At 64.0% G+C, this 25008-nt stretch carries 24 protein-coding genes; 6 read left to right on the top strand and 18 right to left on the bottom strand.

Going from position 1 to position 25008, the window contains the following annotated elements; all coding sequences use genetic code 11:
- Window position 1 precedes the first annotated feature (1 nt).
- The 3 genes from gspI to gspG are packed head-to-tail and all read right to left on the bottom strand — an operon-like array spanning window position 2 to window position 1309.
- The gene (gene gspI / locus PSQ39_RS02080) at window positions 2-382 is read right to left on the bottom strand and encodes a type II secretion system minor pseudopilin GspI (protein ID WP_273924933.1); all 381 of its coding nucleotides are present in this window, start codon (window positions 380-382) and stop codon (window positions 2-4) included.
- A complete protein-coding gene (locus PSQ39_RS02075; protein ID WP_273924932.1) occupies window positions 379-828 on the bottom strand; it encodes a prepilin-type N-terminal cleavage/methylation domain-containing protein in 450 nt (149 codons plus the stop codon). Before PSQ39_RS02075 ends, gspI begins: the two co-directional genes overlap by 4 nt.
- A 40-nt stretch (window positions 829-868) precedes the next feature.
- A complete protein-coding gene (gene gspG / locus PSQ39_RS02070) occupies window positions 869-1309 on the bottom strand; it encodes a type II secretion system major pseudopilin GspG (protein ID WP_273924931.1) in 441 nt (146 codons plus the stop codon).
- Between the two features lie 162 nt (window positions 1310-1471).
- On the opposite strand from gspG, the gene PSQ39_RS02065 reads away from it, so the two are divergent.
- The gene (locus PSQ39_RS02065) at window positions 1472-1825 is read left to right on the top strand and encodes a type II secretion system protein N (protein ID WP_273924930.1); all 354 of its coding nucleotides are present in this window, start codon (window positions 1472-1474) and stop codon (window positions 1823-1825) included.
- A gap of 18 nt (window positions 1826-1843) precedes the next feature.
- On the opposite strand, the gene PSQ39_RS02060 is transcribed toward PSQ39_RS02065, so the two are convergent.
- Genes PSQ39_RS02060 through ilvA form a run of 3 tightly spaced genes read right to left on the bottom strand, consistent with a single transcriptional unit; the run spans window position 1844 to window position 4826 of the window.
- Window positions 1844-2416 (bottom strand): histidine phosphatase family protein, encoded by a 573-nt coding sequence (locus tag PSQ39_RS02060; protein ID WP_273924929.1) that lies wholly within the window; start codon window positions 2414-2416, stop codon window positions 1844-1846.
- Window positions 2413-3228, bottom strand: a complete 816-nt coding sequence (locus tag PSQ39_RS02055; RefSeq protein ID WP_273924928.1) for an adenosylcobinamide-GDP ribazoletransferase — start codon at window positions 3226-3228, stop codon at window positions 2413-2415. Before PSQ39_RS02055 ends, PSQ39_RS02060 begins: the two co-directional genes overlap by 4 nt.
- 38 nt (window positions 3229-3266) lie before the next feature.
- Entirely contained in the window at window positions 3267-4826 is a 1560-nt protein-coding gene (gene ilvA / locus PSQ39_RS02050; protein ID WP_273924927.1) for a threonine ammonia-lyase, biosynthetic, read from the bottom strand.
- 306 nt (window positions 4827-5132) lie between these two features.
- Between ilvA and PSQ39_RS02045 the strand changes: the two genes are divergently transcribed.
- Window positions 5133-5582, top strand: coding sequence for an OsmC family protein (locus tag PSQ39_RS02045; RefSeq protein WP_273924926.1), 450 nt, complete (start codon window positions 5133-5135; stop codon window positions 5580-5582).
- A gap of 49 nt (window positions 5583-5631) precedes the next feature.
- On the opposite strand, the gene coq7 is transcribed toward PSQ39_RS02045, so the two are convergent.
- Window positions 5632-6249 (bottom strand): 2-polyprenyl-3-methyl-6-methoxy-1,4-benzoquinone monooxygenase, encoded by a 618-nt coding sequence (coq7, locus tag PSQ39_RS02040; RefSeq protein ID WP_273924925.1) that lies wholly within the window; start codon window positions 6247-6249, stop codon window positions 5632-5634.
- 319 nt (window positions 6250-6568) lie between these two features.
- Between coq7 and PSQ39_RS02035 the strand changes: the two genes are divergently transcribed.
- Window positions 6569-7726, top strand: a complete 1158-nt coding sequence (locus PSQ39_RS02035) for a porin (protein WP_273924924.1) — start codon at window positions 6569-6571, stop codon at window positions 7724-7726.
- A gap of 329 nt (window positions 7727-8055) precedes the next feature.
- On the opposite strand, the gene PSQ39_RS02030 is transcribed toward PSQ39_RS02035, so the two are convergent.
- The 9 genes from PSQ39_RS02030 to zwf all read right to left on the bottom strand — a co-directional run bounded on the left by PSQ39_RS02030 (window position 8056) and on the right by zwf (window position 18486).
- Entirely contained in the window at window positions 8056-9075 is a 1020-nt protein-coding gene (locus PSQ39_RS02030) for an ABC transporter ATP-binding protein (protein ID WP_273924923.1), read from the bottom strand.
- The gene (locus PSQ39_RS02025) at window positions 9072-10058 is read right to left on the bottom strand and encodes an ABC transporter ATP-binding protein (protein WP_273924922.1); all 987 of its coding nucleotides are present in this window, start codon (window positions 10056-10058) and stop codon (window positions 9072-9074) included. Before PSQ39_RS02025 ends, PSQ39_RS02030 begins: the two co-directional genes overlap by 4 nt.
- Window positions 10059-10078: 20 nt before the next feature.
- Complete coding sequence (locus PSQ39_RS02020) at window positions 10079-10990, bottom strand: ABC transporter permease (RefSeq protein WP_273924920.1); 912 nt, start codon at window positions 10988-10990, stop codon at window positions 10079-10081.
- A 64-nt stretch (window positions 10991-11054) separates the two neighbouring features.
- Window positions 11055-12635 carry an ABC transporter substrate-binding protein gene (locus PSQ39_RS02015; RefSeq protein ID WP_273924919.1) on the bottom strand — a complete coding sequence of 527 codons (1581 nt, stop codon included), beginning with the start codon at window positions 12633-12635 and terminating at the stop codon, window positions 11055-11057.
- 35 nt (window positions 12636-12670) lie between these two features.
- Window positions 12671-13912: a M20 aminoacylase family protein gene (locus PSQ39_RS02010; RefSeq protein WP_273924918.1), complete on the bottom strand. Its 1242-nt coding sequence runs from the start codon at window positions 13910-13912 to the stop codon at window positions 12671-12673.
- Window position 13913: 1 nt separating this feature from the next.
- Window positions 13914-14894 carry an ABC transporter permease gene (locus tag PSQ39_RS02005; RefSeq protein ID WP_273924917.1) on the bottom strand — a complete coding sequence of 327 codons (981 nt, stop codon included), beginning with the start codon at window positions 14892-14894 and terminating at the stop codon, window positions 13914-13916.
- Window positions 14895-15171: 277 nt separating this feature from the next.
- The gene (locus PSQ39_RS02000) at window positions 15172-16008 is read right to left on the bottom strand and encodes a DUF3047 domain-containing protein (protein ID WP_273924916.1); all 837 of its coding nucleotides are present in this window, start codon (window positions 16006-16008) and stop codon (window positions 15172-15174) included.
- Window positions 16009-16074: 66 nt separating this feature from the next.
- On the bottom strand, window positions 16075-16920 hold the full coding sequence (locus PSQ39_RS01995) for a MurR/RpiR family transcriptional regulator (protein ID WP_273924915.1): 846 nt from the start codon (window positions 16918-16920) through the stop codon (window positions 16075-16077).
- A 60-nt stretch (window positions 16921-16980) separates the two neighbouring features.
- Window positions 16981-18486: a glucose-6-phosphate dehydrogenase gene (gene zwf, locus PSQ39_RS01990; RefSeq protein ID WP_273924913.1), complete on the bottom strand. Its 1506-nt coding sequence runs from the start codon at window positions 18484-18486 to the stop codon at window positions 16981-16983.
- A 145-nt stretch (window positions 18487-18631) separates the two neighbouring features.
- Between zwf and tal the strand changes: the two genes are divergently transcribed.
- Window positions 18632-19579 (top strand): transaldolase, encoded by a 948-nt coding sequence (gene tal / locus PSQ39_RS01985; protein WP_273924912.1) that lies wholly within the window; start codon window positions 18632-18634, stop codon window positions 19577-19579.
- Window positions 19580-19662: 83 nt separating this feature from the next.
- Window positions 19663-21258 (top strand): glucose-6-phosphate isomerase, encoded by a 1596-nt coding sequence (gene pgi / locus PSQ39_RS01980; RefSeq protein WP_273924911.1) that lies wholly within the window; start codon window positions 19663-19665, stop codon window positions 21256-21258.
- A 122-nt stretch (window positions 21259-21380) separates the two neighbouring features.
- Here the strand turns inward: pgi and groL are convergent, their stop codons facing one another.
- Window positions 21381-23021, bottom strand: coding sequence for a chaperonin GroEL (gene groL / locus PSQ39_RS01975; protein WP_273924910.1), 1641 nt, complete (start codon window positions 23019-23021; stop codon window positions 21381-21383).
- 52 nt (window positions 23022-23073) lie between these two features.
- Window positions 23074-23364, bottom strand: a complete 291-nt coding sequence (locus PSQ39_RS01970) for a co-chaperone GroES (protein WP_273924909.1) — start codon at window positions 23362-23364, stop codon at window positions 23074-23076.
- Window positions 23365-23944: 580 nt separating this feature from the next.
- Between PSQ39_RS01970 and PSQ39_RS01965 the strand changes: the two genes are divergently transcribed.
- Window positions 23945-24991, top strand: coding sequence for a DNA cytosine methyltransferase (locus PSQ39_RS01965; RefSeq protein ID WP_273925606.1), 1047 nt, complete (start codon window positions 23945-23947; stop codon window positions 24989-24991).
- Window positions 24992-25008 lie beyond the last annotated feature (17 nt).

The raw sequence follows: 25008 nt of genomic DNA, 5'->3' as shown, positions 1-25008 counted from the left end.
GTCACCAGCGCCCCACCACGGTGGAGAGTTTCACGATGGGGCGCCCTTGCTCGTCCAGCGCCTGGGCGTCAACGCGACGAAAGCTGGGGTTGGGCGTGGGGCGCACCGCCACGCTGACTTGCAGCACCCGACCGGCCTGTTCGCAGGCCTGGGTGCTGTCGCCCACCGACGGCATTTGGCGCGACAGGCGCACCTTGACCAGTTCGTTTTCGGCGCACACATGGGCGAGCAAGGTGTCGGCTTGGCGGCTGGCGTTGCGCGTCAGGGCCGAGCTGGCCTGCACCCCGGCCATCAGGGCGATGGCGACGATGCTCAACGCGACCAGCACCTCGATCAGGGTGAAGCCTTCGGCCGGGCGCCAAAGTGGGCGGTGCGGTCTCATGGGGCGTCGGCCTGCACGCCGAAGGGGCGCAAGCCGTCGGTGGCGATGCGCAGCTGACGCCCCGGCGCGTCGGGCCGTACCAGGGTGACTTGCTGCGGGCCGATCACGGGCTCGGGGCCCAGGGTGAGCAACAGGTCGCTGCGGGTGATCGTGGTGCCAGGACTCAGCCATTGGCTGGGCAGGCTGTCTTTGGGCAGGCCGGTGAATTGAAAGCCTTGCTCGGTCAGGGACCACTGCACGGCCACGCCGCTGGCGCGCGAGCGGGCGCGTGCCGTCTCCAGCAAGGCGGCCAGGCGCTGGGCTTCACGCTCCAGCTGGACCTGTTGGTTGTCGCGCAGCGCAAAGCTGACGCCTGCCGTGGCCAGGGCCATGATGCTGATGACGATGAGCAGTTCGATCAGGGTGAAGCCCCCGGCGCGAGCGGCCCGGGGCGGGGTGGTGTTCATGGCCTGAGGGCGGGGCGGGCAGCGCGGTCTGGGCGCGTGCTCACTGCCAGCTGCCCACGTCGGCGTCTTTGCCTTCACCGCCTGACTGACCGTCGGCGCCGAAGGACATGACGTCGATTTCACCCTTCACACCCGGGTTGAGGTACTGGTAGGGACGGCCCCAGGGGTCGTTGGGCAGCTTCTCCAGGTAGGGCTTCCAGTTCGGTGGCACCGGGGTGGTGGTGGGACGGGCCACCAGGGCGCGCAGGCCTTGCTCGGCGCTGGGGTAGCGCTGGTTGTCCAGTCGGTACAGCTTGAGCGCCTGCATGAGGTTGTTCACGTCGGTGCGTGCAGCGGTGCTGCGCGCGTCGTCGGCACGGTCCAGCACGTTGGGCACGATCAGGGCGGCCAGCACGCCGATGATGACCAGCACCACCATCAGTTCGATGAGGGTGAAGCCGGCTTGCAGGCGGCGGCGCAAAGAGGAAGTGGAGCGGGTCATAGGCAGGGGGCTTGCAGACATCAAAGAGAGATTCGCTTGAATCATAATCCGCGCATGATGACATCTTCGCTCCCGTCCCCGGCCCGTCGTTGGGCCATTCGTGGCACGTCCTTTACAGTCTGGGCGCTGGCGGCGGGGTCGGCGGTGTTTTGGGGCCTTCGTTTGAGCCAGCCTGCGGTGCCTCCCGCGGTGGAGGTGGCGGGCCAGGCTGCCGTCGCGGCGGACCCGGCCTTGCTGGCGCGTTTTTTGGGCGCGCCCAACGGCCAGGCGCCGGCTGTGGCCGGGGGCGCTGCCCTGGCTGGGCGCTTCAGCCTGGTGGGGGTGGTGGCCGATGGGCACCGGTGGGGCGCCGCCCTGATTGCCATCGATGGCAAGCCGGCCCGGCCGTACCGGGTGGGCGCGCAGCTCGAAGACGGGGTCACCTTGTTGTCCGTGGAGCAGCGCCGGGCGGTGCTGGGCCCCTCACGCGAGGCCCCGCCCAGCCTGACGCTGGACCTGCCGGCTCCCAAGCCCTGAGTCTGGTTCAGGCGCTCTTCAGGGCCCCTCGCAGCACTGCCATTCTCCGCAAGCCGGTCCCTGGGTGGGCCACTGAGTGGCCCGTTCGACGTGGCGCACGCCTTGTCGCAGCAGCTGCACGGCGCGGATCACCCCGGCATGCGTGATCCACACCGCAGCCTGGCCCTCAGGGGTCTGGACCCGGGTGCGTTGCAGGGCCCGTTCCACTCGCTGCATCACTTGGTTGACGGTTTCGCCACCCCCCGGTGCGTGGTCGGCAAACTGCGCAGTCCATGCGCTCAGGGCCGCTTCGCCCAGGGCGTCCCAGGTTTGGCCTTCCCAGGAGCCAAAGTCCATTTCGGCCAGATCGGGGTCACCGCCCGCGGGGCTGGCACTTTGCAAATCAGGCCGGACTTCACGCAAAGCCTGGGCCAACTTTGCGCATCTTTGCCGAGGCGAGTGATGCAGCGCGGCGCCCCAAGGCAACTGCTCGGCCAACTGATCGCGCACCTGGCGTTGGTGCTCGGGGTCGGCGGCCACGTCCAGTCGGCCGTAGCAGACGCCAGGCGCCACCAGGGCGCGCGGGTGGCGCACCAGCCACAGGGCGCTCATGCCGCGCTTTGCTGGGCCCAGGCGATGGCCAGGCCCAGGTAGGTGGCGATCTCGCAGACCTGCTGGGTGGCGCCCAGGCAGTCACCTGTGAAGCCTTGCAGGCGGCGCCGGAACAGGCGCCCCATGTAGACCAGGGCCAGCGCGCCGGCCAGCACCCCGGCGCCCACCAGACTGGGGCCCAGTTGCCAGCCCAGCAGGAGCAGCGGCGGGAGGCACCAGAGCACGGCCGCGCCCAAGGCCGGGCCTGAAATTTGATCGGCCAGCGGCTTGCTTTTGGATCGCGCGGTGTCACCCACATGCGGCAAGGTGCGCACCAGCCACAGTGGCCACAGGCGCGACAGCACATGGCCCAGCAGCAGAGCCGACACCACCAGTGCGAGGCTGGCCTGGCCCAGCCAGGACAGCACGGCGACCTTGCTGAGCAAGCCCAGTTGCAAGGCCATGGCGCCAAAGGCGCCGACGCGCGAGTCCTTCATGATGTCCAGCGCGCGTTCCCGGTCGTAGCTGCCGCCCAGGCCGTCGGCCACATCGGCCAGGCCGTCCTCATGAAAGCCACCGGTCATCATGACCGTGGCCACGGTGCAGGCGACCGCGGCGACCGCGGCGCTCCAAGGTGAGGGCCCCAGGGCCTGGCTCAAGGCCCAGAAGACCCCTGCTGCCAAGCCGCCCGCCAGCCAGCCAATGGCCGGAAAGTGCGCGGCGCTGGCGCGCAACATGGCTGGGCTGTAGCCGACCCAATCCGCCAGCCGCCCGGTGATGGGGATGCGGGTGAAAAACTGGACGGCCAGCAGGACGTGGCGCACAAAGTTCATGGGGTGGCGGGCGGGGGCAGGGGCCGCAGCCCCGGCCATCATTGCTGCAGGAACATGCGGTAGACCGGGTTCTGCGTCTCTTCGATGCAGGGGTAACCCAGTTGGGCCAGGAACTGGTCAAAGGCCTTGTGCTCGGCCGCGGGCACCTGCAGGCCAACCAGGATGCGGCCGTAGTCGGCCCCCTGGTTGCGGTAGTGGAACAGGCTGATGTTCCAGTTGGGTTGCAGCAGGCTCAGGAACTTGAGCAGCGCGCCGGGGCGCTCAGGGAAGACAAAGCGCAGCAAGCGCTCGTCCTGGGCCAGGGTCGAGTGACCGCCGACCATGTGGCGGATGTGTTCCTTGGCCAATTCGTCGTGGGTCAGGTCCAGGGTCTGGAAGCCGCGGCGTTTGAAGTTCTTGGCGATTTTTTCCGACTCGCCTCGGCCCATGGTGGTCAGGCCTACAAAGACGTGGGCCTTGGCAGAGTCGCTGATTCGGTAGTTGAACTCGGTCACGTTGCGCGGGCCGCCCGGCAAGTCGCCGACCGTCTCGCAGAAGCGGCGGAAGCTGCCGCGCTCCTCGGGGATGGTGACGGCGAACAAGGCTTCGCGTTCCTCGCCCACCTCGGCACGCTCGGCCACGAAGCGCAGGCGGTCGAAGTTCATGTTGGCGCCGCACAGGATGGCGGCGTAGGTTTCGCCCTTGGTCTTGTGCGTGGCCACGTACTGCTTGATGGCGGCCACTGCCAGGGCGCCGGCGGGCTCGACGATGCTGCGGGTGTCCACAAACACGTCTTTGATGGCGGCGCAGACCGCGTCGGTGTCGACGGTGATGAAGTCGTCCACCAGGTTCTTGGCCACGCGGTAGGTTTCTTCACCCACCAGCTTGACGGCGGTGCCGTCCGAGAACAGGCCCACGTCGGCCAGGGTGACGCGCTTCTTGGCGGCCACCGATTGCATCATGGCGTCGGAGTCGTTCATCTGAACGCCGATCACCTTGATCTCGGGGCGCACGGCCTTGATGTAATTGGCCACGCCTGAAATCAGGCCGCCGCCCCCAATGGCCACAAACACCGCGTCCAGCCGGTTGGAGCCCAGGCCTTGCAATTGGCGCAGGATTTCCATGGCGATCGTGCCTTGGCCGGCGATCACATCGGGGTCGTCAAAGGGGTGGACAAAGGTCAGGCCCTGCTCTTTTTCAAGCTTGACCGAGTGGTCATAGGCGTCGGAGTAGCTGTCGCCGTGCAGGACCACTTCGCCGCCCAGACCCCGGACAGCATCGACCTTGAGTTGGGGCGTGGTGGTGGGCATCACAATCACGGCCCGGCTGCCCAGCTTGTGGGCGCTCATGGCCACGCCTTGGGCGTGGTTGCCGGCCGAGGCGCAGATCACGCCGCGCTTGAGTTGCTCCGGCGTCAGGTGGGCCATCTTGTTGTAGGCGCCCCGCAGCTTGAAGCTGAACACCGGTTGCTGGTCTTCGCGCTTGAGCAGCACCTTGTTGTGCAGGCGGCGGCTCAGGTTGCGCGCGGGCTCCAGCGCGGACTCGACGGCCACGTCGTAGACGCGGGCAGTCAGGATTTTTTTGAGGTAGTCAGCCGGTTTGAGTGCTTTGGCGGTCATGGGCGCAAGGGAAATAGGATCGCGCCGGGCCCCGTGCTTGGCCGCTGTGCAGTGGCGAGCGGCCCGGTCAGACCCGCCATCATAGGCCACAAGAAAAAAGCCCCGAGTCGTGAGACTCGGGGCTAAATCCACCAAAGGAGGAGGTGGAGGAGACAATGGGTGCGTAAAAAACAGAGTTCGTTACGCGATGTAGGAAGTGTATTCATAATTTGCTGCAATGCAACAAGGAATTCGTTCTAAATTGCGATGAATTACTGGGTAGAAGTTGTTTTTATGCTGCATAAGCGTTTTTAATGAGGTGAATCAATGGAATGCACGGTGAGTTGGACGGGTGCGAGCGGTACGCGCTCGGGCATGGGCTTTGTGGCTGAAACCGGCAGCGGCCATGTCTTGATGATGGACGGCGCCCCCGATGCCGCCAAGCCTGAGAACGGTGGCCAAAACCTGGCCCCCCGCCCCATGGAGACGGTGTTGGCCGGCACCGGGGGCTGCACCGCCTATGACGTGGTGCTGATCCTCAAGCGCGGTCGCCACGATGTGCGTGGGTGCACGGTCAAGCTCAGCAGCGAGCGTGCGGACACCGACCCGAAGGTGTTCACCAAGATCCACATGCAGTTCACTGTCACGGGCAAGGGCATTCCGCCTTCGGCCGTGGAGCGGGCCATTGCCATGAGCCACGACAAGTACTGCTCGGCCAGCATCATGCTGGGCAAGACCGCCGAAATCACCACGGGTTTTGATCTGATCGAGGCCTGAACCCATTGCAGCCCAGGCGCGGGCCCTGAGCGCGGTGCCCCGACTGGGCTCAGATGTAGTGCGCGGTCCGGGTCATGACCTTGGCGGCCATCCGCATCAAGGCCTTGGCGGGCGCGGGCAGCTCCGCCGCGCCCGCGGCCTGAGCCTCCTGGGCGTGGCGCTCTTCGTCGACCTTCATCTGCGCCACGATGGCGCGTGAGGCCTCATCCGAGGCAGGCAGTCGGTCCAGGTGGCTTTGCAGGTGAGCGGCCACCTGCTTTTCGGTTTCCACCACAAAACCCAGGCTCACTGCATCGCTGATGCGCCCCGCCACCAGGCCCAAGGTGAAGGCACCGGCATACCAGAGTGGGTTGAGCAGGCTGACGCGGTCGCCCAGTTCGTCCAAGCGCTCACGGGTCCAGGCCAAGTGGTCGGTTTCCTCGCGGGCAGCTTGCTCGAAATGAGCTTTCAGCGCTGGATTGCGCGTGCTGGCCGCTTGGGCGGTGTAAAGCGCCTGGGCACACACTTCACCCACATGGTTGACGCGCATCAGTGCGGCAGACAAGGCCTTGTCTGCCGGAGTCTGAGGACTGCCGTGCTCAGCCTGCACCGGGTGGGGTGAGCTGCTGTGGTGCTTGGCAAACAGGGTGCGCAGTGCGGCATCAGCCGTGAGCAGGAAGCGTTCCATGAGGCGTTGATCGAGGCGTTGTGCACCGAGATCCCAGTGAGTATCGACAGTTTGGGCCCTAAGTTTAGGGGTTTGCCCGCCACCAGGCTTTGATCTTGAGCAGTAAGCCCTGTTTGGCAGTTTGTTGCACAGGTGCAACGAAAATGCCGTCTTGAGTCCCTTTGCGGGTTATTTCCTTTGCGCGGAGGCCGGACGTCTGTTGCAATAGCGAGAACTTCCATCAAGGAGGTTGGCCCGGGGAACCGGCGGATTGCAGTCGTGGCAGCACCAAGCAATTCTTCGAACCGGCGCCCTATGTTTAACCTTGGAGAAACTCGCAATGAAAAAATCCCTGATTGCACTGGCAGTGCTGGCTGCTTCCGGCGCCGCTATGGCTCAATCTTCCGTGACCCTGTTCGGCGTGCTGGACCTGGGCTACGAAAACGTCAAGACCGAAGCCGGTCGCATCTCTGGCATTTCGCCTTCCGCCAACAGCTCCAGCCGCATTGGCTTCAAGGGCGTTGAAGACCTGGGTGGCGGTCTGGCCGCTTCCTTCTGGCTCGAAGCCGCTATCAACCCCTCGTCGGGCATCGGCTCGTCGGGCACCCAATCGAACAACCAAGCTGGCGTCGGCACCGTTGCCGCCGGCGGCCTGACCTTTAACCGTCGTTCCACCCTGAGCCTGTCGGGCAACTTCGGTGAACTGCGTATCGGCCGTGACTACGTGCCGTCGTTCTGGAACACCGCTGTGTTCGACCCGTTCGGTGCTAACAGCGTTGGCGCCACCCTGGCCAACTACACCGGCAACAGCTCGGCCGCTACCTTCGTTCGCGCTTCCAACAGCATCGGCTACTTCCTGCCGGGCAAGCTGGGTGGTTTCTACGGTCAAGGTACCTACGCTTTCGGCAACCGCGCCAGCAACGAAAAGGTTGGCACTGTTGACACCTCCGACAACGGCCGTTACATCGGTCTGCGCGCTGGTTACGCTCAAGGCCCGATCGACGTCGCTGTCGCTTACGGCAAGACCAACTACGCTGCTCGCACCGTTGACTTCTCGCCCCTGGGCGGTGGTTCGGCTGTTGCCGCTGGTGACTTCACCGACGTGAACTTCGGCGGTTCGTACGACTTCGGCGTCGCCAAGGTCATGGGTACCATCACCAACCAAAAGCTGGCTAACGTTGTGACCAATGGCAACAACAAGTCCATCAAGGGCTGGTCGCTGGGTGCTAACGCTCCCGTCGGCGCTGGCAACATCTTGGCTCAATACAGCCAAGTTAAGCTGGACTCGGCCAAGGCTGACAAGTGGTCCTTCGGCTACACCTACAACCTGAGCAAGCGCACTGCTGCTTACGGTACCTTCGCTCGCGTGGGCAACTCCGGTGGCGCTGCTGTGACCGCTGGTTCGTTCAGCTCGGGTTCGCTGTCGGCTGTGACCGGCGCTGCCAACGCCAACAAGTCGTCGACCGGCTTCAGCGTCGGCCTGCGCACCTCCTTCTAATCAAGACTCGCCTCTGGCGAGTGTTTGATCAGTAAGAGAAAAAGCCGCCAAGCTTTCGAGCTTGGCGGCTTTTGTCATTGGGGCCTGGCATCGTCAGGTTGGGAGGTGTTGGACACACTCCATGTGCACTCGGCCCAGCGCCCGTGGCCTAAGATGAGCCCACAGTGGATTCATGCAGACGCACCCACCCCGCAACAGCCTCCTTCAGGGAGGCTGTTTTCATTTTGGAGGGGTGTCGGTCAGGCGTTCGGACCGAACGCGCCAGCTTGGCGTGGGACGGGACGGTGGGGCTCCAGAGGGCATGGCGGCCCCCAGCCAGAGCGAGCAGCTCAGATCCGCTGTTCTTGGACCGCGTGGCAGGCCACCCACTGGCCTTCGCTGACCGCATTGAGTGCAGGACGTTCGGTTTTGCAGCGCTCGTTGGCGTGTGGGCAACGGGGATGGAAAGTGCAGCCGCCGGGTGGGTTCAACGGGTTGGGTACCTCGCCTTGCACGGGGGTGCGTGCACGCCCTGTCTGGCGCATCTCGGGGATGGCGTCCAGCAGCATGCGCGTGTACGGGTGCTTGGGTGCGGCAAACAGGGTGTGTTTGTCGGCACGTTCCACCAAGCGACCCAGGTACATCACGCCGACCTCGTCACTGACGTGGCGCACGACGGCCAGGTTGTGTGAGATGAACAGGTAGGTCAGACCGCGCTCGCGCTGCAGATCTTTCATGATGTTGAGCACCTGAGCCTGGACGCTGACGTCCAGCGCCGAGGTGGGCTCGTCACAGACCAGGAATTCAGGTTCAGTGGCCAGGGCGCGCGCAATCGAGATGCGCTGACGCTGCCCACCCGAGAACTGGTGCGGGTATTTAGGCATGTCCAGCGGGCTCAGGCCCACGGACTTCAGCAGGGCACCCACGCGTTCGCGCAGCTCCGCCTTGTCGGTGATGAGGCCGTGCTCGCGCAGGGGCTCGCCAATGATGTCTTCCACAATCCAGCGCGGGTTCAGGCTCGCATAGGGGTCCTGAAAGATCATCTGGATGCGGCGGCGCAGGGCACGGCCTTCGGGCTTCTTGAACTCGGCATGGGCGTCCTGGCCGTCAAAGGTCAGGTGGCCGCGGGTGGGTTCGTAAAGGCCGACCAAGAGACGGGCCACGGTGCTCTTGCCACAGCCCGATTCGCCCACCAGGGCCAGGGTGCGGCCTTTGCGGATGTCAAAGCTCACACCATCGACCGCGTTCAGGGACTGGCGCGGTTTACCTTCCAGCACGCGGTTGAGCCAGGGGGCGGAGACGTCAAAGGTCTTGGCCAGGTCGTGGGCCTGGACGAGGGGGGCGTCTTGGGGCGTCATGGGGGTGCTCATGCGGTGGCGGCTTCGGGGCGGGGCTGGCCGTCGTGCAGCCAGCAGGCGGACAGGGTTTGTCCTGTGCTCATGAGTTCGGGGCGGTCGCGGCGGCAGCGGTCGTGCGCTTGGGGGCAGCGTGGGTTGAAGGCGCAGCCTGTGGGGATGGCGTTCAGCCGGGGCATGGCCCCATCGATTTGGTTGAGCCGTTCGCGGTCCAGCGCCATGTCCGGGATCGAGGCCATCAAGCCTGCGGTGTAGGGGTGGTTGGGGTGGTTGATCACCTCGTGCACCGGGCCCATTTCCACGATACGGCCGGCGTACATCACGGCCACACGGTCGCAGGTTTCGGCGATCACGCCCATGTCGTGGGTGATCAGCATCACGGCGGCACCGCGCTCGTGACAGATGTTCTTGAGCAAGGTGATGATCTGGGCCTGGATGGACACATCCAAGGCGGTGGTGGGTTCGTCGGCCACGATCAGCTGCGGTTGGGCGGCCAAGGCCAGGGCGATCACTACACGTTGGCGCATGCCGCCGCTGAACTGGTGCGGGTAGTGGTCAATGCGCTGCTCTGCCGCTGGGATGCCCGTGTCCTTGAGCAAATCGATCGCGCGGGCACGGGCATCGGCGTGGCTCAGGGGCAGGTGGGCCTGGATGGTCTCCACCAGTTGGTGGCCCACGGTGTAGAGCGGGTTCAGCGAGGTCAGTGGGTCTTGGAAGATGGCGCCGATGCGCCGCCCACGGATGCTGCGCATCTGCTCAAAATTGAGGTGGTCAATGCGTTGGCCTTGCAGCACGATCTCGCCCGAGGCGATGCGCCCGGGCGGTTCCAGCAGGCCAATGATGGACGCGCCGGTGAGCGACTTGCCCGCGCCGGACTCACCCACCACGCCCAGGATCTCTCCGGGCGCGATCTGAAAGGAGATGCCGTCGAGGGCACGCAAGGTGCCGCGGCGGCCGGGAAACTCGACCACCAGGTTTTTGACTTCTAAAAGACTCATTCCATGTCACCAAGCTGTTCTTAACGCAGGCGCGGGTTCAGGGCATCGCGCAGCCAGTCGCCCAACAGGTTCACGCTGAGGGCGATCAGCACCAGCATCAACCCTGGGAAGACCGTGATCCACCATTCGCCCGAGAACAGGTAGTCGTTGCCGACGCGGATCAGGGTGCCCAGCGAGGGCGAGGTGGGCGGAGCGCCCACACCCAGGAAGGACAGCGTGGCTTCCGTGATGATGGCCGTGGCCACCTGGATGGTGGCCAACACCAGCACCGGGCCCAGCACATTGGGCAGCACATGGCGCACCATGATGCGCCACGACGAGACCCCGGTCACCCGGGCGGCCTGCACGTATTCCTTGTTGCGCTCGACCAAGGTAGAGCCGCGCACCGTGCGTGCGTACTGGACCCAACCGGTCAGCGAGATGGAGATGATCAGCACGCCGAAGGCCAGCGACTCGTGTGCGTTGGGGAACAACGCCCGGCCCACGCCGGCAATCAGCAGGGCGATCAAGATGGGAGGAAAGGACAGCATCACATCGCACAGGCGCATCAGCACGGCGTCGATCCAGCCGCCACGAAAGCCCGAAATCAAGCCCAGCGTGACCCCGACCAGCACCGACAACAACACGGAAGCCAGGCCCACCACCAGGGAGATGCGCGCGCCGTACATGACCGCCGACAGGATGTCGCGGCCCTGGTCGTCCGTACCGAGCAGGTACTTGGTCGAGCCCAGCTCAGACCAGGCCGGCGGCAGTCGCGCGTCACTGAGCTCGAGCGCGCTCAGGTCGAATGGATTATGTGGCGCTACCCAGCCCGCAAACGCGGCGCAGAAGATGCAGACAAAGGCGATCAAGGCCGCCAGCATGGCCACCGGAGAGGTCCGGAAGCTGTAGCCGACGTCGCTGTCAAGCCAGCGGGCCAGTGGATTTTTCATGGGTCACAAAAGAGAAGTGCCGGGCCTGGGGTCAGGCCCGGCGGAGGGCATGGGCGTCAGCCGGTTACTTGCTGATGCTCATCCACTTGAAGGGCATGGAGTTGTCGGCCAGTTGCACCAACTGGACCTTCTTGCTCACGCCCCAGGCCAGGGCTTGCTGGTGCAGCGGGATGTGGCCGACGTCGGCTGCGTGGACTTCAAAGGCTTCGCGGATCATGGCGTTGCGCTTGGTCTTGTCGGTCTCGGCCTGAATCTTCTTGGTCAGCTCGTCCACCTTGGGGTTGCAGTACGAGCCCAGGTTGAACTGGCCCGCCCCCTTGTCGTCCACGCAGGCCATCAGCGCATTCAGGGCGTTGTGGGCGTCATAGGTCGACGGGGTCCAGCCCAGCATGTAGAAGCCCGTGTCGCGGCGCAGGATCTTGGGGAAGTACGTGCCCTTGGTTTCGGCCTGCAGGTTGATCTTGACGTTGATGCGGGCCAGGTTGGCCGCCACGGCCTGGCAGATGCGGGCGTCGTTCACGTAGCGGTCGTTGGGGCAGTTCATGGCCACTTCGAAACCGCTGGCATAGCCTGCATCGGCCATCAGCTTCTTGGCGGCTTCCACGTCATAAGGCAGGCGCTTGGCGTCGGCCTGGAAGCCATTGATGCCGGGGCCCACCAGCAGGGCCGAAGGGTTGGAGGCGCCGCGCATCACGGTCTTCTTGATGCCTTCGATGTCGATGGCTTGGTAGAAGGCTTGGCGCACGCGCTTGTCTTTGAAGGGGTTCTTGCCCTTGACGCTGGAGTAAAGCAGCTCGTCACGCTTTTGGTCCATGCCCAGGAAGATGGTGCGCAGTTCGGGGCCGGTGATGGCGCGGGTGTTGGCGTTGCTGTTCACGCGCTCGATGTCTTGCACCGGCACGGGTTCCATCACGTCGATCTCACCCGACAGCAGGGCGGCCACGCGGGTGGCGTCGTTGCCGATCGGCGTGTAGATGATGTCGGTGGCATTGCTCTCGTTCTTGCCCCAGTAGTTGCCGTTGCGCGTGAAGGCCGTGCGCACATTGGGCTGGCGCTCGCGCAGGCGCCACGGGCCGGTGCCGTTGGCGCGGAAGGAGGCTGCGTTTTCAATGCCCTTGCGGCGGTCCACCGGGCCCGTGGCCTGGTTGGTTTCGCACCACTTCTTGCTCATCATGAAGACCAGCGAGACCACGTCGGGCAGGATGGGGAAGGGGGTCTTGGTTTCGATCTCGACCGTGTGGTCATTGATCTTGCGGACTTCCTTGAAGTCGTTGGTGTAGCTCTTCATGTCAGAGCCGTCGACTTGCGTGCGGGCAAAGGAGAACACCACGTCATCGGCGGTGAAGGGGGTGCCGTCGTGGAATTGAACGCCCTTGCGCAGCTCAAAGCGCCACACGGTGGGCGAGGTTTGCTTCCAGGCCGTGGCCAGCATCGGCGCCAGGCTCAGGTCCTTGTTGCGGCCCACCAGGGGTTCGTAGACGTTGCCGGTCACGCTGAGCTGCAGCGACTCATTGAGCGAGTGCGGGTCCATGGACAAAGCATCGCCCTGGTTGGCTACGCGGATGGTGACCGTCTGTGCGCCGACGCCCGTGGCGCCCAGTGCCAGTGCGGCAGCCAGAGACAGAACTTGCAGGTTGAATTTCATGGGAAGCTCCTCGGAGATAGACAAAGACTGAGGCTTCAGTCGGCTTGGCGGGGTTCTAGGGGCAGACCCTGCTCGATCAGGCCGGCGTGCAAGGCCGAGCCCAAGGGCAGGATGTCGTCATTGAAGTCGTAGCGGTTGTTGTGCAGGTAGGCGCTGCTGTGCTGCGTGCCTTGTCCGATGCGCAGGTAGGCGCCAGGCTTGACCTGCAGCATGAAGGAGAAGTCTTCGGCGCCCATGCTGGGCTCCAGGTCACGCACCACATGGTCCTTGCCCACCAGGTGCTGGGCCACATCGCCGGCAAAGCGGGCTTCGGCCAGGGTGTTGATGGTGGCGGGGTAGATGCGCTCGTAGTTGACCTTGGCGGTGGCGCCAAAGCCCAGCGCAATCGCGCTGCAGAGTTCATTGAGGCGGCGTTCCACCAGGTCCTGAACCTCGGGGTTGAAGGTGCGCACCGTGCCAACCAGGGTGGCCGAGCCGGGCACCACGCTCATGGCGCCCAGATCGCCGGCCTGCATGGCACAGATGCTGATGACGGCACTGTCGATGCCGCGCACATTGCGCGACACGATGCTCTGCACCGCCGTGATGATGTGCGCCGACACCACCACCGGGTCAATGGTCTGGTAAGCGTGGGCCCCGTGGCCGCCGCGGCCGGTGATCTCGATGGTGATGCGGTCGGCTGCCGCCATCATGGGGCCGGGGTTGATACCGATCATGCCGGGAGCCATGCCCGGCCAGTTGTGCATGCCAAACACCGATTGCACCGGGAAGCGCTCAAACAGGCCATCGTCAATCATGGCCTTGGCGCCTGCATAACCTTCCTCGCCGGGCTGGAAGATCAACACGGCCGTGCCGTTGAAGCGCCGGGTTTCTGCCAGGTAGCGGGCCGCGCCAATCAGCATGGCGGTGTGGCCATCGTGGCCGCAACCGTGCATCAGGCCGCTCTTGGTGGAGCGCCAGGCAAAGTCGTTGTGCTCGGCCATGGGCAGGGCATCCATGTCGGCGCGCAGACCGATCAGGCGGCCGCTGTCGCGACGCTGACCATGGATCACGGCCACCAGGCCGGTCTTGCCCAGGCCTTCGTGGATTTCATCGACCCCGCAGAGCTTGAGCGCTTCGCGCACCCGCCCCCCGGTGTAGACCTCTTCAAAGCCCAGCTCGGGGTGGGCGTGCAGGTCGCGCCGGAAGGCCGTCAGCTCGGGGTGGAAGCGTGCAATGTGCTCGAAGGCGCGTCCCGTGGCGCGCAGGCGCACGGGGGTGTTGTGGTCGCCGTACATCTCAGTGGCCTCCCGACTTGCCGGTGCGCAGGCGCGGATCGACGACAAAATAAAGCAGGTCCACCACCAGGTTGATGACCACAAAAATCAGGGCAATCAGGCACAGGTAAGCGGCCATCACCGGGATGTCGGCAAAGGTCACGGCCTGGATGAACAGCAAGCCCATGCCCGGCCACTGGAACACGGTCTCGGTGATGATGGAAAACGCGATCAGCGAACCCAGTTGCAGCCCGGTGATGGTGATCACTGGCACCAAGGTGTTTTTGAGCGCGTGGCCAAAATGGATGGCGCGGTTGGACAGGCCGCGGGCGCGGGCGAACTTGATGTAGTCGGTGCGCAGCACCTCCAGCATCTCGGCGCGCACCAGGCGCATGATCAAGGTCAGCTGAAAAATCGCCAGCGTGATGGCCGGCAGCACGACGTGGTGCCATCCATCCAGGCGCAGCAGGCCCGTGCTCCACCAGCCGATTTGCACCACTTCACCGCGGCCGAAGCTGGGGAACCAGCCCAGGCCCACGGAGAAGCCCAGGATCAGCAAAATGCCGATCAGGAAGGTCGGCAGCGACACGCCCAGCAAGGACACCGTCATCAGCAACTGGCTGCCGAAGCTGCCTCGGCGCAGCGCGGCGTAAACGCCCATGGGCACGCCGATCAGCAAGGCCAGCAGGGCGGCCACCAGGGCCAACTCCAAGGTGGCTGGAAAGCGTTCACCAATGAGGCGCGACACCTTGGCACCCTGGCGCAGGCTGAGCCCGAATTCGCCTTGGGCTGCGTTGATCAGGAAATGCCAGAACTGCACCACAAAGGACTGGTCTAGCCCCAGCGCAGTGCGCAGCTCCCGGATTTGTTCAGGGGTCGCGTCCTGCCCCAGCAAGAAGACCACAGGGTCACCCACGAACTGGAACAGCATGAAGGCAATCAAGGCCACGGTGATCATCACCAGCACCGCCTGGGCCAGCCGACGCAAAGTAAAAGCGAACATCAGTGTGTGTGGATGCTAGGCATGTAAAAAGAAGTATCGAACCGATGCTAGCAGAGCAATTCCTGTGCCGATACAGGGAATCTCATAGCCTGCGGGGGTATTTCACCAGCGCACGATCTGGCGCAGAAAAAAATGGAGCGTTCCCTGAATGAAAGGGGCCCGTGGCAGGCGCGATGGCCGCGGTGGCGGCTGTGTCCGGAGGGTGCGCGGTACGGCCCGCGATGAGTTGATCGACCCCATGACCGCCAGGCGTTGGCGCGCCAGGGTCACAGGCTGCTCAAGGCGCTGTTTTGGCCGTGGCTGGCAGCAGCCGCACCGGCCCGTACCAAGCTTTGCTTTGCGATTGGGTGTTGTCGGTGTCGGTCATGATGGCCACGCCGATCAGGGCCCCCGGGGGCTCGCCATAGCAGCGTTCGTAGTCGGCTCGGATGTCGCGTTCGTAACTCAGCCATTGGCCCAGTTGGCTGGGGCCGGACTCCAGCACGATCTTGCGGACGCGGTCGGTGCGTGGGCTGGGCAGCACGGTCTCTGGCGGCAGGCTGTTGCTCCAGACATACATGACGGTGGCAAAAGGCATGTCCTCACCGGTCAAGGCACGGGCCAGCTCGGACATCATCGCGTTGCGCGTGGACAAGCGGCTGCGGTCACCATCAAAGGCCAGCAGCACGCGCACGGGCGAGTCGTCCATGTCGCGCCGCGTCATGTCGGCCTCGTTGATCAAGGCCGGTACCTTCCAGGAAAAGCTCAGCCGCCCCAGTTGTTCTGGTGAGACGCGCACCACCTGGCGCAGCAGGCTGGCCGAGGCGTCGGCCTGCGCCAACATGGCGTCACGCCCGTCCTGACGCTGGTAGCTGAACACGGTTTCTGACTTGCCTGGAAAGCGGTGTGTTTGCCAGGCCGTGTCGGGGATGCCTTCCGACTGCGAGCGTTGTGCCCAGGGGTTGCTGTTCGACTGGGCCTGAGGGTTGCTCGCGGGCGCTTGGGGGGCGCTGCTGCAGCCGATCAGCCCCAAAGCGCCGCCCAGGCCCAGCAGCAGGGCCAGCAGACCCTGGCGGGTGCGGATGGCAAAGCGAGGGGCGGCTTCAAGGGGGCGAAGAAGATCGGGCTGGACCACGTCGGTAACTCCACTGGGCTGAAGACATTGTCAGACTGCGCAGTGTAGTGGTCCGGACTTCACACTTCACGCATAACGTTTGTTGCGCAGGTTGTTTTTCATCTCTTTGAGCAGCGGCTGCAGCGGGCTGCCAATGCGCAGCGCCACGCAGGTGGCCACCACGTCAATGATCATCAGGTGCAGCAGGCGCGACACCATGGGGCTGTAGCGGTCATAGCCTTCGGGGTGATCGGCAGCCAGGTGGATGTGGCCGGCTGAAGCCAGGGGCGAGCCACTGGCGGTGATGACGATGGTGGTGGCGCCGTTTTTACGCGCGATGTCGGCAGCGTCCATCAGGTCGCGCGTGCGGCCTGAGTTGGAGATGATCACCACGCAGTCGCCCGGGCCCAGCAGCGAGGCGCTCATCACCTGCATGTGGCCGTCGCTGTAGGCGATCGAGGTGATGCCCAGGCGGAAGAACTTGTGCTGCGCGTCTTGCGCCACGATGCCCGAGTTGCCCACACCAAAGAACTCGATGCGGCGCCCGGTTTGGTAGGTGCCGGCAATGGCCTCGGCCGCCCGCTCCAGCGCGGTGGTGCTGGCGTCGTTGCGGTACTTGAGGAAGGCTGCCACGGTGTTGTCGATCACCTTGACCAGCACATCACTGGTCTTGTCGTCCGCGTCCACGCTGCGGTGGATGAAGGGCACGCCCTCGCTCACGCTGCCGGCCAGCTTGAGCTTGAAGTCCGACAGGCCGTCATAGCCCATGCTGCGGCAAAAGCGCACCACCGTGGGCTTGCTGACGTGGGCTCGGTAGGACAGCTCGCTGACCGGCAGGTTGGCGAAGGCCCGTGGGTCGCTCAACACCAGTTGGGCCACACGCTGTTCGGCCGGGGCCAGCGAGGACATGGAGGCTTTGATGCGGTCAAGCATGGCGGGCTTTCGAGGGGCGAGGTGGGCGGGTTGGGGCAAGGTCGGTGCAGGGGGCTTGCATCACGCTTCTTCGGACCAGCAGTGTCCGTCGCGCGCAATCATGGCGCTGGCTGCGCTCGGCCCCCAGGTGCCTGCGGCGTAGGGGCGCGGCGGCATCTGGCCCGATTGCCAGTGCTCCAGGATGGGCTGCACCCACTGCCATGCTTCTTCTTGCTCGTCGCTGCGCACGAACAGGTTGAGGCGGCCGTCGATCACGTCGAGCAGCAGTCGCTCGTAAGCGCCGACGCGTTCGCTGCCGAAGCGCTTGTCGAAGTCCAGGTCCAGTTGCACTGGCGCCAGGGTCTGGGTGACGTTGGAGCCGCTGGCTGCCGGGACGCGCTGCGCCTGGCCCTCGGCCAGCAGGTGCAACTCCAGGCCGTCGCGCGGCTGCAGGTTGATGACCAGCTTGTTGGCCGCCCCAATGGGCGCTTTGAAAATGGGGTGGGGCGCGGGGCGGAAGTTCACCACGATGTGGGCCTCGCGCGCGGCCAGGCGTTTGCCGGTGCGGATGTAGAAGGGCACGCCGGCCCAGCGCCAGTTTTCGATCTCGGTGCGCAGGGCGACGTAGGTTTCGGTGTCGCTGCCGGCGGGCACGCCGGCTTCCTGCAGGTAGCCTGGCACGGCTTTGCCGCTGCGGTTGCCTGCACTGTACTGGCCGCGCACGACATGCTGGGCCAGGGTCTCGGGCGTCCAGGCCTTGAGCGAGCGCAGTACCTTGAGTTTTTCGTCGCGGATGGCGTCGGCATGGGCGTTGATGGGCGGCTCCATGGCGATGGCGCACAGCAGCTGCAGTGCGTGGTTTTGCACCATGTCGCGCAACGCGCCGGTGCTGTCGTAGAACTGGCCGCGCTTTTCCACCCCCAGGTCTTCGGCGATGGTGATCTGGATGTTGGCAATCGTCTCGCGGCGCCACAGCGGTTCGAACAAGGCGTTGCCAAAGCGCAGTGCAAACAGGTTCTGCACGGCGGGCTTGCCCAGGTAGTGGTCGATGCGGAAGATTTGGCGCTCGCCAAAAGCCCGGCCCACGGCGGCGTTGATGGCGCGGTTGGAGGCCAGATCGTGGCCCAGGGGCTTCTCCAGCACCACGCGGGTGCGCGGCGTGTTCAGGCCAGCGGCGGCGAGCTGCTCGACCACGGTGGTGAACAAGCCAGGCGCCGTGGCCACGTACATCACCACGGTGGCGGCTTGGCGTTGCGCCAGGGTCTGCGCCAGTGCTTGGTAGTCCTCGGGTTTGGACAGGTCCATGCGCACGTAGTGCAGCATGGCGGCAAAGCGGGCGAACTCGGTGGGGCTGGGTTGTTTGGGGCCATCCACGTCGCGAAAACGCGACTCGATCAAAGTCCGGTACTGCTCATCGGTCAAGGCGTCACGCGCCACGCCTATGATGCGGCCACCCTCTGGCAAAGTGCCGTGTCTGAAGGCCTGAAACAGGGCGGGCATCAGCTTGCGCCAGGCCAGGTCGCCTGTGCCGCCGAACAAGATGAGGTCGAAGCCCGCAGGCTTCACAATGTCAGAGGTGCTTTGCATGGCTGGGTAATGTAACTTGGTTTCTTGATTTTTCAAAAAAATCTGCATTGAAGGTCGTTTTCGACCTTGTTTCATGGAGATTTGTTGGTAATCAAGTTACCATCTGGCCCGCGTGGGCATGAACCAAACTTTTTTTCGAGACCGCATGAACCAACTCGACGCACTCCGGCAGTACACCACCGTGGTGGCTGACACCGGCGACTTCAAGCAACTGGGCGCATTCCGTCCGCAAGACGCCACCACCAACCCCTCGCTGATTCTCAAGGCCGTTCAAAAGCCCGAGTACCAGCCCCTGCTGGCGCAGACCGTGCAGCAGTTCCGCGACCGCCCGCTCGACGAGGTCATGGACCGCTTGCTGGTTGCGTTTGGCCGCGAAATCCTGTCGCTGATCCCGGGCCGTGTCTCGACTGAGGTGGACGCCCGCCTGAGCTTTGACACCGCCGCCACCGTGGCCCGCGCTCAGCGCCTGATCGCGCTGTACCAAGCTGAAGGCCTGCCCACCGAGCGCGTGCTGATCAAGATCGCCGCCACCTGGGAGGGCATCCAAGCCGCCGCAGAGCTGGAGCGCCAAGGCATCCACACCAACCTGACCTTGTTGTTCTCTTTCGCCCAGGCCGTGGCTTGTGGCCAGGCCAAGGTGCAGCTCATCTCGCCCTTTGTGGGCCGCATCTACGACTGGTACAAAAAGAACGCCGGTGCCGCTTGGGACGAGGCCGCGCGCAGCGGCGTGAACGACCCCGGCGTGCAATCGGTGACGCAGATTTACCAGCACTACAAGCGCTTTGGCATTGCCACCGAGGTGATGGGGGCCAGCTTCCGCAACGTGGGCCAGATCATCGCCCTGGCCGGCTGCGACCTGCTCACCATCGCTCCAGAGCTGCTGGCACAGCTCGCCGCCAGCGACGCGCCCTTGACCCCGGCGCTGAGTGCGGAGGCCGCGCAGCGCTTGGACCTGCAACCCGTCAGCTACGACGAGGCGGGCTTCCGCTACGCCCTCAACGAGGACGCCATGGCCACAGAGAAGCTGGCCGAGGGCATCCGCGCTTTTGCTGCTGATGCGCTCAAGCTTGAAAAGCTGATGCAGGCCCTTTGAACGCCTGCCGGGGCCTGTGAGCCTCTTGGGCCGCGACTTGGGGTCGCGGCTTCCATTTCCGATCCGAATATTGCAAGGACCGTATGACCCAGCGCCTTCGCTGCGATGAAACCCCCGCCTGGACCGCTTTGCAGGCGCACTACGAGCAAGTGGGTCGCCACTTCGATGTGCGCGCTGATTTCGAGCACAACCCGGACCGTTTCACGCAGTTCAGCCAGCAAGCCCCCCATGTGTTTGCTGACCTATCCAAGAACCGCATCGACACCCAGGCCGAGGCCTTGTTGCTGCAACTGGCCGAGCAATGCGGCCTGGCCGAACACCGCGACGCCATGTTCGCGGGCGGCTGCATCAACAGCACCGAACACCGCGCCGTGATGCACTACTTGCTGCGCAACCAGTCGGTGCCCGCCACGCCTGGCGAAGTGGCCGCGCCGGTGTTTCGCGGTGCCGTGGCCGATGCGGCCATGCCCGAGGTCAACGCCACGCTGCGCGCCATGCTGGCGTTTGCCGAGGCGGTGCGCGCCGATGAACAAATCACCGACATCGTCAACATCGGCATTGGAGGCTCGGACCTGGGGCCGCAGATGGCGGTGGTGGCCTTGCAGGCCTATGCCATCACTGGCAAGCGCTTCCACTTTGTGTCCAACGTGGACGGCGACGAACTGGGCGAGGTGCTGGAGCAGATCCGCCCCAACAGCACGCTGTTCCTGGTGGCCTCCAAGACCTTCACCACCCGCGAGACCATGACCAACGCGCACAGCGCGCGCCAATGGTTTCTGGACCAGGCGGGGCCCGACGCCGACCTCGGCCGGCACTTTGCCGCCCTCACCACCAACCTGGAGGCCGCCCAGGCCTTTGGCATTCGCACCACCTTTGGCTTCCGGGACTGGGTGGGCGGGCGCTACTCGATGTGGTCGGCCATTGGCCTGCCCTTGGCGATCGCCATTGGCGAAGAGGGCTTCCGCGCCCTGCTGGCCGGCGCTCACGCCATGGACCAGCACTTTGTCAGCGCGCCGCTGGCGCAAAACCTGCCGGTGCGCCTGGGCCTGCTGGACGTCTGGTACCGCAACTTCCACGGCTTCAGCAGCCGCAGTGTGGCGCCTTACCACCACGGTCTGCGGCGCCTGCCGGCCTACCTGCAGCAGCTGGAGATGGAAAGCAACGGCAAGCGCGTGGACGCGCAGGGCCACACGCTGGGCTACAGCACCTCGCCCGTGGTCTGGGGGGAGCCCGGCACCAACGGGCAGCACGCCTTCTTCCAGATGATCCACCAGGGTACGGACATCGTCCCGGTCGAGTTCATCGCCGTGCGTGAGCCCGCGCATGACATGCCGGGCCACCACGCACAGTTGGTGGCCAATGCCTTGGCCCAGGCCCAGGCATTGCTGCAAGGCCGCAGCGACGCGGGCGGCCACCGCCACTTTCCGGGCAACCGCCCCAGCAGCTTCTTTGTGCTGGAGCGCATGGAGCCCGTGACCTTGGGCGCGCTGATTGCGCTGTACGAGCACCGCGTGTTTGTCAGTGGCTCCATCTGGGGCATCAACAGCTTTGACCAGTGGGGCGTGGAGTTGGGCAAGCAATTGGCCCAGGACATCCAGCCGCGTCTGGCCTCGGGCGATGTGCGCGGGCTGGACCCGTCCACCGCGGGCCTGTTGCGCCAATTCCGGCCGCGCTTCTGAAACGCTGAGTGGCGGCCGCCTGGGGGCGGCCACCAACGCGCCCCCCCCTTCGGAGCGCCCATGAAAAAAGGGCCGCATCACTGCGGCCCTTTTCATCGTTGAGCGTGAGGCTCAGGCAGGCATTACATGCCCATGTCGCCCATGCCACCCATGCCGCCGGGCATGGAAGGAGCAGCGGACTCGTCCTTCGGTGCTTCGGCGACCATGGCTTCGGTCGTCAGCAGCAGCGAAGCCACGGAGGCAGCGTTTTGCAGCGCGGTGCGGGTCACCTTGGTCGGGTCCAGGATACCCATTTCGATCATGTCGCCATAGGTGTCGTTGGCGGCGTTGAAGCCGTAGTTGCCCGAGCCATTCAGCACGGCATTGACCACCACGCTCGGTTCGCCACCGGCGTTGTAGACGATTTCGCGCAGCGGGGCTTCGATGGCCTTCAGGATCAGCTTGATACCAGCGTCTTGATCGGCGTTGTCGCCCTTGATCTCGCCAGCAGCTTGCTTGGCGCGCAGCAGAGCCACGCCACCACCGGCCACGATGCCTTCTTCCACAGCAGCGCGGGTGGCGTGCAGGGCGTCTTCAACGCGGGCCTTCTTTTCCTTCATTTCGACTTCGGTGGCAGCGCCAACCTTGATCACGGCCACACCGCCGGCCAGCTTGGCCACGCGTTCTTGCAGCTTTTCGCGGTCGTAGTCGCTGGTGGCTTCTTCGATTTGCACACGGATTTGCTTCACGCGGGCTTCGATGTCAGCAGCAGCGCCGGCGCCGTCGATGATGGTGGTGTTTTCCTTGCCCACTTCGATGCGCTTGGCTTGGCCCAGGTCAGCCAGGGTCACCTTTTCGAGCGACAGGCCGACTTCTTCAGCGATGACCTTGCCACCGGTCAGGATGGCGATGTCTTCCAGCATGGCCTTGCGGCGGTCGCCGAAGCCCGGAGCCTTGACGGCCACAACCTTCAGGATGCCACGGATGGTGTTGACCACCAGGGTGGCCAGGGCTTCGCCATCGACTTCTTCAGCGATGATCAACAGCGGACGGCCCGACTTGGCCACTTGCTCCAGGGTCGGCAGCAGGTCGCGGATGTTGCTGATCTTCTTGTCGAACAGCAGCACAAACGGGTTGTCCAGCAAAGCGGCTTGCTTTTCCGGGTTGTTGATGAAGTAGGGCGACAGGTAGCCGCGGTCAAACTGCATGCCTTCAACGACGTCGAGTTCGTTGTTCAGCGACTTGCCGTCTTCCACGGTGATCACGCCTTCCTTGCCGACCTTGTCCATCGCGTCAGCGATGATTTGGCCGATGGAAGCATCGCTGTTGGCCGAGATCGAGCCGACTTGAGCGATTTCCTTGGAGGTGGTGGTGGCCTTGGTGGCCTTCTTCAGCTCGGCGACCAGGGCTGCAACAGCCTTGTCGATACCGCGCTTCAGGTCCATCGGGTTCAGGCCGGCGGCCACGTACTTGGAGCCTTCGCGCACGATGGCTTGGGCCAGCACGGTGGCGGTGGTGGTGCCGTCACCAGCGTTGTCGCTGGTCTTGGAGGCCACTTCCTTCACGAGCTGAGCGCCCATGTTTTGCAGCTTGTCCTTGAGTTCGATTTCCTTGGCCACGGACACACCGTCCTTGGTCACGGTGGGGGCGCCGAACGAGCGTTCCAGCACCACGTTGCGGCCCTTGGGGCCCAGGGTCACTTTGACTGCGTTGGCCAGGATGTTCACACCCTCGACCATGCGAGCGCGGGCTTCACCGCCGAAGACGACGTCTTTTGCTGCCATGATTAGATTTCTCCGAATTCAGTAATTGGTTTGTGCGGGGGATGGAGGCGAATTACTTTTCGACTACAGCGAAAAGGTCTTCTTCCTTCATGACCAGCAGCTCGTCGCCGTTGACCTTGACGGTCTGGCCCGAGTACTTGCCGAACAGAACGCGGTCGCCGACCTTGACGGCCATGGCGCCCAGTTCACCCTTGTCGTTCTTCTTGCCAGGGCCAACGGCCAGCACTTCGCCTTGATCAGGCTTTTCGGCTGCGTTGTCGGGGATCACGATGCCCGAGGCGGTCTTGGTTTCGTTTTCCAGACGCTTGACGATCACGCGATCGTGCAGAGGACGAAGGTTCATTGCATCTCCTGATTAGCAACAAGTTTCACAATCAAAAAGCAGCCCCGGACATCGGGGTGCTTCGAAACAGCCAAGGAATCGGCGCTGTTAGCACTCAACTCCTTCGAGTGCTAATGATAAGGGCAATTGAATCGGTTTCAAGAGGGGAGTTTTCTATGGGGGTGGCATGGCGCTGAACATGCGGCATCTGCTGCGGAACGCCACTTTAGTTTCGTGAGCGCGCCATTGATCTTTAGTTTTTTGGATCGCGCTCTGTGGCAAGGCCGTGCGATGGGCGTCTATACCGATCGGAGCGGTCGTAGTCTGGCTTGGCCGGATTCCCACTACAGGTCTGCCATACTTGGCTCCCGGGCGCGAACTTCGCGGAGAGTTTGACGATCTGGATGCCGTGTCGTTGTGGGCGCGCGCTGGCACAAATTGATCTTTGCTGGAAACTCGCGTCTTGGGTCGTTGATCCTCTGCACACGCTGGCGCTAGGTTTCAGTGCGCCTCATCCCAGGGGGCTATGTCCCCGTTGTGGGCTTGGTTCCAGTGCTCCTGAGCTGCGCTGGTACAAGAATCACAACTAACCAATTCGTCTATCGTCGTGGCTATTTCTTGTGTTGATTTGTTTTGTGGTGCAGGAGGCCTAACGCATGGCTTTGTGCTGGAAGGTCTGCCGGTGGTTGCAGGCATCGATTTGGATCCCGTTTGTCGCTACCCTTACGAGGTAAACAACGGGGCAAAATTTCTTGAGCGAGACATCAGCCAGGTGACTGCTGCAGAGCTAAGTGGCTTGTTCGGCGACGCCAGTGTGAAGATTCTTGCTGGCTGCGCACCATGCCAACCCTTCTCCACCTACGCGCAGCGCTACGACTCGGATAGCAAAGACGGGAAATGGGGTCTTCTGTATGAGTTCGCACGTCTAGCAATGGGCGTTATGCCGGATGTCATCACTATGGAGAATGTTCCGACCGTCGCGAAGCACAAGGTGTTTCATGATTTCGTTGATACGCTCAGGCGAATCGGGTACCAGGTCTGGTCAGATGTCGTCGACAGTTCCAAGTACGGCGTTCCTCAAACTCGCCGTCGTATGGTGCTTCTAGCGTCTAAGCATGGCCCGATTGAGTTGATTGCGCCAACCAGCCCTAAGCCAAAGACAGTGAGGCAGGCGATTGGCCGTCTGCGTGCGCTCAATGCGGGAGAGGCTGCACCACGGGATAAGTTGCACGTTTCGTCGACGCTATCGGAAAAGAACTTGCAGCGAATCAAAGCTTCAAAGCCTGGCGGGACATGGCGCGATTGGCCGAGGGATCTTATTGCCCACTGCCACCAAGCCGAAAGCGGTCGGACCTACCCGGGGGTCTATGGTCGCATGGAGTGGGATAAGCCTGCCCCGACCATGACCACGCAATGTTATGGGTTCGGAAACGGTCGCTTTGGACATCCAGAACAAGATCGCGCGATCAGCTTGAGGGAGGCCGCAATCATTCAGAGCTTTCCGCGTGACTATGCCTTCGTTCCCGCTCGCGGTGAAGTGAGTTTTACGGCACTGGGGCGCCTCATCGGCAATGCAGTGCCCGTTGGCCTCGGCCGTGCCATAGCTCGAAGCATCAATGATCACTTAGCCCAACTGGCTGTCAGGTGACAGCTTGACCGAAAGTC

Origin of the sequence: Curvibacter microcysteis, assembly GCF_028649455.1 — a bacterium.
Taxonomy (GTDB): domain Bacteria; phylum Pseudomonadota; class Gammaproteobacteria; order Burkholderiales; family Burkholderiaceae_C; genus Curvibacter; species Curvibacter microcysteis.
This window is presented reverse-complemented; position numbering and strand designations above follow the sequence as displayed.